The 13,944-nt window shown below is 63.4% G+C and carries 2 protein-coding genes; both read right to left on the bottom strand.

Annotated elements, in window-relative coordinates; genetic code table 11:
- Positions 1 to 75: 75 nt before the first annotated feature.
- A complete protein-coding gene (locus tag CLU80_RS26515) occupies positions 76 to 12,570 on the bottom strand; it encodes a filamentous hemagglutinin family protein (protein ID WP_099758881.1) in 12,495 nt (4,164 codons plus the stop codon).
- A 218-nt stretch (positions 12,571 to 12,788) separates the two neighbouring features.
- Complete coding sequence (locus tag CLU80_RS26510; protein WP_099758880.1) at positions 12,789 to 13,898, bottom strand: substrate-binding domain-containing protein; 1,110 nt, start codon at positions 13,896 to 13,898, stop codon at positions 12,789 to 12,791.
- Between the last annotated feature and the right edge of the window lie 46 nt (positions 13,899 to 13,944).

Genomic DNA, 13,944 nt, shown 5'->3' with positions numbered 1-13,944 from the left:
TTCAGCGCGTTGGTGAATGATTGCTAAAAAAAAGGGCGACCAACCGGCCGCCCAAACGTACTGCACGAGAGTCTTTTACAGCGTCAGTTGCCCGCGCTCCTCCTCGGTCAACTGCTGCTTCGCCTGTTCATCCAGCGCCCCTGCCCCCAACACTTGCACCGGGCTGTTCGGGTTGTAACCCGGGGCCGGTGCGCGGCTGGCGCCATCGCGGGTCGGCGCCAGTTGTTCGTTGCCGAAGCTCAGCACCTGCACGGTAAACACCGAGGCCTGATTCTGCCGCGAAGCTGCTTGCTGCTGACGCGCGACATCTTCCGCCGCTTGCGTGGCCGACGATGCCGCCGAACTGGCCGAGGTGATCGCCCCGGTATTCACCGCCGACACCACCGGCACACCCGTCGCCTTGCCTTGCACCGAAATGTTGGCGGCGTTGACCACCGTCAACGCGGCGATGTTGACGTTGCCCGACACGCGAATCCCCGCCTCGCCGGCATCGATGGTGCCCAGCGGCGCGATCAGGTCGATGTCGCCCGGTTTCACTTCGGCGATCGGGTTGAGCGTGGCGATACCGGCGCCGGTGCTCGGCACCGATGGCGACAGGGTGACGTTGCCCCAAGTGTCGTAAACCCGTTTCGGCGGGGTGTAGACCACGGTGGTTTTCGAACCGCGACCGGCGTTGATGTCGCCCTCGGCCGACCAGCCGAGGATTGAACCGCCGAAGGTGGTCATGATCCGGCTCTGGCCGAGCAGAATGCTGCCCTGCGAATAGAGCTGAATGTTGCCCGAACCCTGGGTGATGATCCCCGCCGTCGATGGCGGCGCCGCACCTTCGATGCCGAACACCTGACCGCCACCGGGGGTGAGCATCTGGATGTCGCCGCCAAACAGCGTCTTGACCCCTGCTCCGCCGTACAGCGTGATGTCGCCGTCGTAGCGGATCGGATTGCCGGCCACATCGGTACTCGGGAACAACGCCGCGATGGCGTTGCGACCGCGCAAGTAACTGCCTTTGCGCGGGCCATCGACATCGTTGTATTCCAGGCCACCAGCACGCAGTTCGGCGAAGTACACCTGACGGGCGAAGATGGCCTGTTCGGTGCCCGGCAGTGCGGCGTAGAACGCCTGTGCCTGTTCGGCGTTGCCGCTGAAGCCGTAACCCAAGGTCAGCCAGCTCTGCAATTCGTCCTGGTAACTCTTGACCACTTTGCCCGGTTGCGCGCTGAGGGCTGCGTCCGCGCTCGCCACGTTCTGCGGGTTCAGGTAGCGCGCGATAAACCGCGAATAATCCGGCCCCTGCGCGCCCACGCCGGCCTGCAAGACCACGCTGGCCCCCGGACGCTGATCACCGGCCAGCAACGAGCCAAGGCTGGTGATGCTGGCACGGTCCTCCATCAGGATATTGCGCCCGGCATTGATCTCCAGCGTGCCGGGACCGGCGACGTCGAAGCTGCTGTAAAGGATGTCGCGCCCGGCCGACACTCTCGACACATCCCTCGGGTCGTTATGCACGAACAGGTTGCCGGTGGAGTAAATCGTGTCCTTGGTGGTGCCGACGCCATCTTTCGGCGAAATCGTCGGTTGGCCCAGGTTGGTGCCAGAGGCGACGATGTCGCGACCGGCCATCATCCACACCGGCCCGGCTGCTTCGTACCAGGTTCGCTGCGAATCGCTTGCACGCAGTGACTCGCCACTGCGGATGCCGACCAGATCGCCGGTCAACGCGTAGATTCGCGCCGGCCCCATGACATCGCTGAGGCCGGAGTACGAGTTGCTACCGAAGGCGAACAATGGGAAGCGCAGATTCGGTTCTGCGGCGACACCATCGCTGCCGCTGTTGGAGATGAACGGGGTTTGCGCCGAGTTGCTGGCATAGCCGTTGAATGCCGGCGCAAACGGCGTGGCAATCGCCAGTGGACTGGCCCCGGACTGGTTGATCGCATAGCCGCCGGCATAAATCGAATCACCGGCCAACAGCTCCAGCTGACCTGAAGCCGAAGGCGCCAACAGCAGCGAGTAAGCGGTGGCGGGAGCGGTATTGCCGACGCTGTAAGCCGCCGATGAACCTGCGTAGATCGAGCCTTGACCGGCGACGGCGCGCAGAATCGACGGATAAACAAAACGACTGTCAGTCGGTGAAGTGTTCTGCCCTTTGATGGGCCCGTTGGTGTCCGTCTCGGCCAACTGGGTACTCGGCGTGAGGTTGCCACCCGCCGAGAACAGATCGATGGCCGTGTGCTCGGTCCACAGCGAGAAGCCACTCAAAATCCCGCCCTGGCTGACGTTCCCCGCCTCGTCAAACAGCGGCGTGGCGTTCTGCAAACGCACGCGGCCCGGGTCCGCCGCGCCGCCCAGGACCAGATCGCCACGGGTGTTGATGCGCATGCCCGAATCGCCGGGGATCAGCACCAGCCCGCCGGAGGCATTGCCGGTGGTCGCGGTAAACGGGTCCAGCGCGCGGGTTTCCCGAGCATCATGCAACACGCTGTTGGCGCCATATTGCAGATTGATGCCGCCGACCGCACTGCCACTCACCTGTGCCGCGCCGCGCAGGTTGATCAGCGCGCCTTGCAGATCATGCTTGGGTGGCGTGATCCCATTGTTGCCGGCGCGCGCTTGCAGGGACGGATTGAGCGAACCACCGATGCGAATGTCCATGTCGCCGCCACCGGTCAATTGCAGGCTACCGTCGCTGCCGACACGACCGGTGCTACCCACCGCCACGATCAGGCCCTGGCTGCGTGGGTTGGTCCGCGCATCCCCCATCGGCCTGAGCATGCCGGCATCTTCTCCGGCGCGCAGGCTGATGTTGCCACCGCCCAAAGTGCCAAAACCGGTGAAGCCCACCAGGTACGGCGCCGCGTCCATGTCGGCGTCGGGCAGCGGCTGCGTCGCATAGCTGCCGAAATTGATCCACCAAGCGGTCGGCACGTCATCACTGCCGGTGCCCTGACGCCATAACCAGTTGCCCACCGCCACGCCAGGCACCTGTTCACGGTAACCGCCGGTATTGGCGGTTTTTCGCCCAAGAGTGTCACCGGAGACAGAGCCGCCGGCATTGATCGTCAGGTTGCCGCCGAGCTGCGGATACCAGGCTTGATAGAGACTGTCGGTGCCACCGTTGACCCATTTTTCCACGTCGCCACCGGCACTGCCCAATACCGAATCCTTGTCCGACAAGCGTCCGCGCATCTGCTTGAAGCGCGGATCGACATCGGCCGACTGGGTGCCAGCGGTGTACACACCAAACGGCGAAGCCATGCTCAAATTGCCGGCAGCGAGCAAATCAAGATCGCCGGTACCGGTACGCAGGACACTGAACATCTGGCTGTGGATGCTGGCGCTTTTCGCCGGATTGCTCTCGACGCACACCTCGGGGTAACTGTCGCACAGCGTCAGGTATTCCTCGGGAATCGGCGCGTAATCCTGAAAGCCGAACTGGTTGCCGGGGGCCCAGGTCCAGCGCGCCATCGGGGCGCAGGCACCGGGATCGGTTTCGCAGAGAATCAGGTATTCCTCGGGCACCGGTTCGAAGGCGGGGAAACCGTACTGGTTGGTTTCCGACCACACCGCGCGTGGATTGCCTTCGGTGATCTTCGCACCGTAATGAGTGTCCGCCAGACGCAAATTGCCCTCGGTGGTGAGCGGTTTCACCGCACGACTATCGGCGGCGGAAAGATCCGCCCCCGCCACCGCGCGGATCGACCACGACGAACTGCCCGACGGCAACATGCTCGCCAGTGCCCAGTTGGCGCCCTGCTGTGTGCCATTGAATCCACGCAACTCGACAAACGCGGCGCCGTCAGCGAGCACCACATTGGTCATCGACGGAATCAACGAACCGCGCAACAGCTCCAGTGAACTGCTCAACATCAAATTCTTGCTGCTGCCGGTGTCGGCATCGAAGGCGCCCGGCAACGGCACACCTTTGGGCCAGTTCATCGCCTTCAACGCGGTGTTGCGATTCAAGCGAATCCCGGCACCCAGTCGGCTGCTGGCCGGCACGGTCAGGTCACTGTCGAGCAGTGTTCCGGCGGCATACAAAAGATTGCCCGAGGCGTCATGCACCGCCCCCGCGAGCACGGTGCCGGCACTGAAGGTGTACGGCGCGGCCAGCTCCACCTGAACCGGCAACAGCGTACCGCTGACCAACGTCGTGTCCTGAATCGGCAAATCGTAATTGAGGGTCACGCCCGACGGGAATTGCGTGCCCGGCGCCAGCGTCACCCCGCTCCCCGGTACAACCAGATCGCCGCCGAATGGCTGCACGCCTGGCAACAGTTTCCAGCCAGCGTCGTCGACGGTCTCCGGTGGCGGCGCGAAACCGTCGTTGATGCTGCCGTAAATATCAAGATTGCCGCCGGCACGGATCACCAGGCTGGCGGATTCACCGGAACCGTAGACGCCATCGACTTTGCCCGTGTGCCGATTGAGGCTGGCGTAGCGGTAGCGCGACAGATCGATATCACCCTCCACCACCAGGTCGCCGTCCGCTGTCTTGCTGGCGATCTCCACGCCGGGGCGCAGGTGGAAGGCATCGGCGTAGGTCGCGTTGTTCAGACCCGCCAGCTTGCGTTGCAACAGATCGGCGTTTGTCAGCGCGGCGTCGATGAACGTGGTGTTGTCGCCGTCGATGCGGGTCAACAGCGCCTGATCGATCACCTGATACGGCCGGCCACTGACCGCCGAATCGACACCATCACGCGCATCGGTGTAACGGCGCGTGCCATTGAGGCCGATGGAACGCGCGCCCTGAATATTGACCGTGCCGCTGGCATCGATGGCGATGTCGCCGGCGCCCAGACGCGGCGCGTTGAGCTCCAGGGTGCCGCGCAACATCTGATCATTCTGCCCGGCGAGAAAGCCCGGCACTGCATCGGTGCCATGGCGCAAGTCGATGCGCGTACCGGACGCCAGGGTCAACACCCCGGCCCCGGAATTCAGCTCGACCATGGCCCGGTTTGGCGCGTCGATGATCTTGCCGTAACTGTCGACCCGCAGTACGCGGCCGTGGGCATCGAGCACACTGTCGCCGGCCAGGGTCAGGCCGTTCTGCGCCGCCAGACGAATGCTGCCGACCCGTTCGCCACTGGCATCGATCAAGCCATTGACCGTCAGGCTGCCATTGTCCACCGAGACATTGACCTCGCCGGCCTTGAGCCCGTCACCGATCAACAGATCACCTTGCTTGAGTTGCAGACTGCGACTGCCGAACACTTTGCCTGCGTTCAAGCGTTGGTTGAGTGCCGCGAACTGGGCGCTCGCCTCACCGCCCAGTTGCTGCGCGCGAATGTCCACGCCACCGGCCTTGTACGGCACCAGCGTGCCGCCGGCATCGTAATAACCGCTGCTGGCACCGAGAATCTCGCCCTGCAGATCGACGATGCCGGCATCCGCTGCCAAGGCAACGGCGCTGAGGTTGCCGGCCTGATTGTTTTTCGCCGACAGATCGATGCGCGAGCCAGCGAGCTGGCGTATATCGCCAGCGGCGCTCAACAGCGACACATCGCCGCCCCAGCTGTACTTGCTCACGTCGTTGAACGGCAAAGTGCGTCCGGCCATGTCCAGTTGCGCGCCGCCGGCCAGGGTCAAGTCGTGCTCGGCCTTGGCCGTGAGCTTGCCGCTGGCCAACGCGATGCGGCTGTCGAGCACGATGTCGCGGGCTTGCAGATTGAGTTCTGCGCCGAGGGCATCGGCCACGCCAGCAGCACCGGCACCGCTGAGCATGAGCCTGTTGCCAGCCTTGAGCAGGTTGACCGACGCCGCTTCACCGGTGAGCAACGGTGTGCGCAGCGTGAGATTGCCGCCGCTGTAGGCATAGCCTTTGACCGGATCGAAGGCGCCCTGCTGTTGATACACCGCCAGGCTGCCCTGGTGATTGGCGGTGATGCGCTCGCTGGCGCTCAGATTGACGTTGGCAAAACCCAGCGCCAACCGGTTGTTCTGCTCGAGGCCGTTGGGTTGTGGCATCGGGCCGTAACCCAATTCGATGCGTTGTGCCTGAATATCCAGCGTGCCGCTACCAGTACCGGCGCCGCCATTGATCACACTGCCCGGATCCTGAGTGGCGCCGTTCCAGATCAGTTGGGCGGTGCGGATCGTCGCCACATCATCGGCATCGCCCGCGCCGTAGATCGCCGGGGTGGCGAGCACCAGGTTCTGCAATTTGCTCTGACCGGTCTGCGCATCGAACGTATCGAGGGTCACGCTGCCGTACAGATTGAAGGCATCGCGCGTGGTCAGGCTCAGCGTCTCCAGGGCTGGCGCACCAAACTGATTATCGCCGCGCAGCAAACGATCCAGCACATTCTGATTCAACGTCAGACCGGCCGGTACACGATTGCCTGCAGCAGACAACGCTTCGGCACTGCCTGCATTGACCGCCCCCACGGCCAGCGCGAGATGACGCGTGCCGAAACGCACGGCTTCACCGAGTTCGAACTGATTGTCCGTCGCGGCGGTGATGCTGCCGTTCGAATACAGCAGCGCCGGGCTGGCGCACACCGCCGTGGCGCAGCTGCCGATGCGGATGCTGCCGGCCCCGGTGAAACCACCGCCCGTCTCCGGCGCCAGCACATTGGTCCAGCCGTTGGAGACCACGACCACGCTGGACGCTCCTGGCTGATAGATGTACCCGGCGCTCGAGTCATACGCCACGTTGCCACGCCCCAAGGCGTTGATCCCCGCCCCGGCTTCGACGGTGATGCCGCCATTGATCGCGTTACTGCGCAACAACACTTCCGGCGCCGCCAACAGTGCACCGTCACGCAGGACGATGCTCGAGGTGTCACCGGTGAAACCGATGATATTGCCCGCCGTGTTGTAGTTGACGGTGGGCATCGCACCAATGGTCAAACGTGCGGCGTTGAGGTTGTTGAGCGTTTCGGCATACAACGAGATACCGTTGAAGCCCTCGGTCGGCGCCTGCCCGGCCCCGAGGATTTCGAAGCTGCTGCGGGCGTTGCCGCTGCGCACCACCGCCGTACCGACCAGACCACCTTCGGCAGCGCCGAACCGCGCCTGTCCGTTGAACTGCAACGCGATGTCCTGCTCGCCGCCGTCCACCAGGCGCAGGTCGAGGGTCTTGCCATCCTTGGGTGCCAGCGCGCGGGGTACACCACGGCGCGCGGCATCGCTCTGTATGAATTGGCTAAGACTGGTCTCGTTGTACTGCGAGTAACGGCGCAGCACATCCGCCGAAGTCACGATGATCTGTCGGGGCAAACTGTCGCGCTGCAGGGTATTGGCAATCGACATTTGCCCGCTGCCGGTCCACGAGCCGTTACGCAAGGGCAACGCGCCGCTGGTCGCACCCGGTGCGGCCTGACCGTTGACCTCGACCCGGAAGGCGCCGGGCAGCAAGGCAAACGTCGACGGCAACAATGTGTAAGTACCGGCGGCCAGCCCCGGCACACCGGCGCCAATGGTGATCTGCTGGCCGATCCGTGGATCGACCGCGCCCGCCTCGGCCAGCACTGGCGCGTAGGCGCTTTGATTACCCGGCACGATGGCATACACGGGATTGCTGGCCAGCCCCGGCAGGCTGAAGGTGCCGTCGGTGGCATTGCGCACTAGCGGGTTGAACCGCGCATCCGTGGAACCACCGCGCCCGGAAACAAAACCGGCGCCGCGCAAATCGCCACCGCCGGACAGATCGATGACCGCACCGCTCTGCACATCAATGAACTGGGTGCTCATCGACACACCCGATGTTTCACCGGTGATGCCATTCAACACCACCGATTTGCCGCCAAAGCGGTAGTCGATACCGTCCGTGGTGCCACCGTACGGCATGACCAGCCCGGCGCCGCTGACCGACGTCAGACTGCCCGGCAGCAACCGCACTTCGCGGGTGGTGGTCAGCAGGTCATCGCCGAGGACAATCTTGCCCAGCGGCGCACGCAACACGCCCCCCTGTTCAATGTGCGCGGCCGAGAACGTCAACTGGCCAAACGCTGAGTACGGCGCGGCCACCGACGCCGGGCCGTGACCGCCGATCCGCAGGGTATGCTCGGCCACCGCCTGCGCGCCCTGATACCCGACACGCACTTCAGCCTGCACATCAGTAGCGGGGTAAATCTGCGCCGCACTCAAGTTCAAATCGCCCGGCGTCCACAGGCGGCTTTTCTGATCGCCATCGGTTGGCGCCAGGAAGCGCAGATCACCACGGCTATCGAGGCTGACGTCAGCAAATGCGCGGCGACTGTATTCGGCGGCCGGCGCCTTGAGTTGCAGGATCGAACCTTGCGTGCCGAACGACAGGCTGTTGCCCACATCCAGCAGGTTCGCCGTCGCGCTGAAGCGAGCGTCCGACAGTTTACCGGTCGGGTTGTTGGTCGGGCGTGGGCGCACGGTGCCGACCACACTGTAATAGCTGCCGACACCGGACAAGCGCAGGTACGGCGCCTGCAAATCGACCCGTGCGGTGCCTTTGGAAGACTCGGCAAGGGACAGCGCACCGGCATACAGGCTCAGACTTTGATTCATGTGCAGATTGACGTCACCGTCGAACGACAACAAGCCGTTGCTCAACAAGCTCAGGTTGTCGAAACCGCCGGACATCAGGCTGTCGGCATGCAGCCGCGCCTGACCATAACGCAGACCGGTATCGCTCTCGCCCGGACGCAAACCGGCTGCAAGTATCTGCTCCGTCGCGCGCTGATCAATGATCAACTCTCGAGGTGCGCGAACGTTGTTGTCCGCCGATTCGAGGTACAACGGCGTCTCCAGCGCCACCTCCAGACGACCGCCCGCCGCGCCGACACCGCCCGCTGCTGCACGCAGGTCACCCTCGATAAACAGACCGTTGTAAGAGCCGATGCCAATGCGCCCGCCGTCAGTCGCCACGCGCGTCGGTCCCTGGCCAGCGATATCCAGCAGTGCCTCGGCACCGGAGGCATCCAGCCGCGCACCTTGCCGCACAATCACGTAAGCATCGGCGGCGGTGGCCGTGGCGAGTTTCGCGTCGATCTCACCGCCGAGAATGATGCTGCCGCCCTTGCCGACCTGCCCATAGGTGCGACCCAAGGCATCGACTGCCGTGTTGCCTCGCCCGGCCACGTCCAGCACCGCATGCTCGCCGACCCAGATCGAACGGTCATGCGCGTTCGGGTCGGCCAACTGATTGGAGGTGGCCGGTTTGATCGAGCCGAACTGTTGCTGGCGAATATCGATCGTGCCGCCCCAGGCGTTGAGTGCACCGTCAACGGTGATCTGTCCGGCGCCGCGCAGCTTGATGCTCTGACCCGGATCGACGCTGATACGCGAATCGCGGCCCAGGGTCAGCGTGCTGTTGGCCGCGTCGATCAGGTTGATCAGGCTGGCGCCGCCTTGCAACGTCAGGCTGGCACCGGCGCGTTGCGTCAGCACGCCTTGGGTCGGATTTTCCTGAAACAGCGTTGGCGTCCACAGCTCCAGCGCCGCTTGCGGATCGACACCGCTGGCCATGCCTGGCGCAGCGTCGGCAAAACGGTAAACCGGCATCGTCACCTCGACGGCGGTGCCTTCGGCCACGTCCAGACCATTAAGGCCAATCAGGTTGTATGCGGAGAAGCCTTTTTTGAACAGATCGGCGGACAGCTGCAGCGTGGTGTCGGCCAGCAGCTTGTCGGTCTGGCCAATGAGGATCTTGTTGGCCTGTACCGTAAGGGTGCCGCCACCGGTCACGCCGTAGCCACGCAGATCGCCATCGAGGCGCAAATGCGATTGGCCCGGCGCGGAAATCGCGCTGGACTCCAGCGTCAGATCGCCACCCTTGCCGCCCCGGGTCTTGCCGTTGGCGAGTACCGCGCCGCCGGAAGAAACGTCGAGCAGACTGCCAGCACCGATATCGATATCGCCACTGCTACGGATCGAGATCAAACCACCGTTGAGGGAGGCCAGACTCGTGCCATCATCCGGGTCGGTGCGCAGATTGCTCCACACTCCACGGGTATCCAGTTGCACGCCGGCAGCCACGAGGACTTGCGTCGCCTTGTCGGCTTTCGCCGTGAGCCGAGTGTCGCTGCTCTCGGAGCCGGTGAACTGATTGAGAACGTTGCCCAGTCGCAGACTGCCGCCACGCGCCGTCAGGTCGGCGCCGACCTGCACATCCGGGGCATACAAGGTGATATCGCCACCGGCACCGACGATGAGCGCGCCGTCAACGACAACCTGATCCCTGGCCGCCACTTTAAGCGCGCCGAGACGGAAACCGTTGAGCTGCTGGTTATCGAGATACAACGTGCCCTTGCGCGCCTGCGACACGGCGCCGGCCAGATCCTGATCATTGTTGGCCACCGGTCGTTCGCCGCCGATCTGCACCTGGTCCAGCAGCGGATTGAGCGCATACAAAACGCCACCCGAAGCCGCCACATACGCCGGGTCATAACTGCCGACAATCAACTGCGCGCGACGGGCCAGCGCGGTCTGACTCTGTTCATAACCATCAAGCACTGGTTTCGGCGCCTGGTTCTGCCGCTCGCCCTGATACACCTCGCCGAGCATCTGCCCGTCGAGTACGGCGTTGGCCGTGGCAATCACCAGTTGCCCGGCATCACGCCCCACGATGTAACCCGACTCGAAACGCGAACGCGGGGCAATCAGCGGGTTGTAGAAGTAGCTGGTCTGGCCCCAGCGCTCGCTGCTGTCCTCGTAACCTTTGTACAGCCCGGTGTAGAGCAGATCGCCCGGCGCACGGGACACTTCATACAACTTGCCGTCCGCACCGCGCAACCAGCTCTGGCGGATCTCGCCGCTCTGCACATCGAGAGTGCCGCCGGACAGATTGATCAACGAACCCTTTTCGGTGACTACGTCGTTGCCGGCAAAACTCACCGTACCACCCTGCGCCATCCATTCACCCACACTGTGCGCCTGAGTGCCGAGATAACCGCCGACTTCCAGCAAGCCGCCGGCCGTGTACCAGCGATCGGTGGCATAGCCGTTGGTGCCGGCCGGCACGTAGACCAGCTCTCGCACATCGACCCAGATGTCGTTGCTGTTGAGCGCGCCTTTGTCGCGGTTGACCGAGGCGTCGCGCTGCTCGTTGCCTTGCACGTTGATCTTGATGTTGTTGTTTTCCATCGCCACTTTGACGCCGAGGGCACCGGAAACATCGATCATTGCCCCGTCGCGCACCAGGCTGCGACGCTGCGCCGTCACCGCCACTTGCCCGCCGGTGGCGAGGGTGATCGAACCGTTCTGGAACTCGACACTGCCGCCGCTCTGCATCTCGATGCGCGACTGATCGCCACGAATGCGGTTGTTCGCAGTGACCGCGCTGAGGGCGGCCTGATGCTGACTGTCGAGCGCCGTCAGATCGCTGCTGTCGAGCATGATCGCCGTGGCACCGCCTTGCGCCAGGGTGACACTGCCGCCGCTGTCGCTCGCGGGATTGGACAAGTGAATCGTGCCGCGAGACGCCACTGAGGTGCTGGCGAGCAATACGCCGTTCTGCACGACTTCATGGCCGGTCAACGTGATGTCGCCGGTAGATGACTGGATCAAGCCGTTGTTGCTGACCTTGCCGCTGACGTTGCCGGCCTTGAAGCCCGGCGTGACTTCGTTGCCGAACGTGGTCGACAGCGCATTGCCCTCGGTGCCCGCGCCTTTGCGGATGTAGAAGCGGTCACCGGCGCCGAGCACGGTCTGGCCCTTGGCGGTGCTGATATTGCCATCGTTCTGCACTTCGCTGCCGAGCAGCAAGGCATAACCACCGGCATCGGTCGACGTCGCCGGTTTGTGCGTCGTGATGCTCGCGCCGCGCTCCACCAACACCTTGCCGGCGGCATCGGTGAAGGTCGGCTGAGTGGCGCTGCTGTCGAAATACAGGCCACGGTCGCGGAACTGGATATCGGTGATGTTGGCAGCCGCGGCCACCAGGTTGCGTACATTGACCTGACTGCTGCCACTGAAGACGATGCCGTTGCGGTTGATCAGCATCACCGTGCCGTCGCCCTTGATCTGGCCCTGAATCTGACTGGCCCGTGCGTTCGGGTCGTTGACCCGGTTGAGCACCGCCCAGTTCGCCTGCTGGGCGAACTCAACGCTGGTGTTGCGCCCGACGTTGAAGGTTTCCCAGTTGAGGATGGCCTTGTCGGCGGTCTGCTCGATCTTCACCGTGGTCTTGCCGTCGGCCTGGGTTTGCTGCGGGCCTTTGGCGTTCTGCCAACCTTGGGTGAGGCTGTTATCGACCTTCAGACCGCCCTCGCCCAGACCGTCCGGGACAAACTGCACCGAACCCAGCGCAGCGGCACGACCGGCCGCCTGAGCCGCCTGCTGCGCGGCAATCGCGGCGACCGTGTTGTTCAAGGTCTGGATCGAGCGCTGCAATTGCTGATTGGCTTTTTGCTGCTGCGCCAGGGGTGGCGTCATCCCCGGCAAGCCGCCAGTGCTCGGCCGTGCGGCAGCGGCTTGCTGCGCGGCACCCTTGGCGGCGAACCAGTTGGAGCTGAACGCCGTTGCCGCGTGCGCATTGCCCGCCACCAGACACAACGCCACCGCTTGCGCCAGCGGTTTGAGCAACCACAGCGCCGGCTCCACGGCTTCACGTTTGAACGACTGGACGTTGGTACGACGGGATGGGCGAGCGAGCATCACTACGAGATCCTTTTTGGTTGCCACACTTTGGTTGCCACACATGCCGCAGGCGTGCAAAAACCTGCTGTTACGTCATAGGCAGTTGGCGGCGGTCGCGACCGAACGGATGTCACACAAACTTCATGTTGGGGGAGTATTCGCGCCGGGCCGTTCTGCGCCTTCAAAAAAAATGGCAGCCCTATATGGGGCTGCCATCGGTTTGGCGGCAGTCACTTTTAAAGAGGACGACCGATGCCGTTGCACACGGCCGGGTTGTTGATGTCGAGGTTGTTGCCGGTGGTGTTGGTGATGAAGTTGGCAGTGACGGCGTTTTTCCAGCTCAGTGGCATCACCAGTAACTTGTGCGCCACCACCGCGGCATTGTTGCCAGGATTGCTGTAGTGGGTGGTCAGGAAGGCACGAATCTCGTTGGCCACGTTGGCATCCCTGTAGCACTGCCCGATGATCAAATTGCTGTAGGCGACCATTTTGTAGCCGTTGACAGGGTTCGCCACCACGGGCGACCAATTGGCGGGATTGGCTGCCTGAGACGCTGACGCCGGTGGCGCAACCGACGACAGTCCGAGCGCGACGTTGATCAGGGTTGGCAACACACCATTAAGACGCGCAACGACAGTGTTATCGCTCACCAGTACACCGTCCGGGCCGGAGTAACCGATTGAGCCGTCGACCTGATTGATCGTAGGCAGGACATCACTGTCGCTCGACACGCCGACCCAGTTGCTCGGCACTGTCGAACCTGACGGCTGGCGCGCCGCAGTGAACAGGGAATTGGTCGAGAACTTAACCGGGCAAACAGAGTTGAGATGGCGAGTGAGGATTTCCGAGGTGCCGCTGGCGTTGTTCCGGTAGACCACGCGAATCGGTGTGGTGTCGGCAGTCCCCAGTAGCAGCCCCCACGTTGGAGCCTCACCCGACAGCGCCCTGCACAACTGGCTGCTCGTCAGATTGAGATTGCTGATACCGCTTTTCTTATAGGACACGGCGATTGCAGTGCCAACGGATGGCAGTTGAATCAGCGGGCCATAACTGGCGTTAAAAGCGCTCTGGTATTGGCTGATTTCGCTTGCCGTCAGGATCGAATCGCTGCCAGTGAAATGCACAGTGCCTGTAGTACCGAACGGCGCAGCGTTGTTGCTCAAAAACGCCACTTTGCCTGCCCCGCTGCCAACACCGGCGTAGCTGAAACTGGCGGGCAAAATGCTGTTGGCCGAGCCCTTGTACAGCGCGGCAGGCAACGTCGCCCCGCCACCGGTCACCGCCAACGCGTGACCCGACATCAGCGCCGCCGACAGCAGCGCAACCTTTGCATTGTGTTTGTACATGTTCAATCTCCTTATCGAATGCCCCGTAAACCGGGAGGCAAAAAAA

It is taken from the genome of Pseudomonas sp. 29 (assembly GCF_002754355.1).
In the GTDB taxonomy this organism is placed as follows: Bacteria; Pseudomonadota; Gammaproteobacteria; order Pseudomonadales; family Pseudomonadaceae; genus Aquipseudomonas; species Aquipseudomonas neuropathica.
This window is presented reverse-complemented; position numbering and strand designations above follow the sequence as displayed.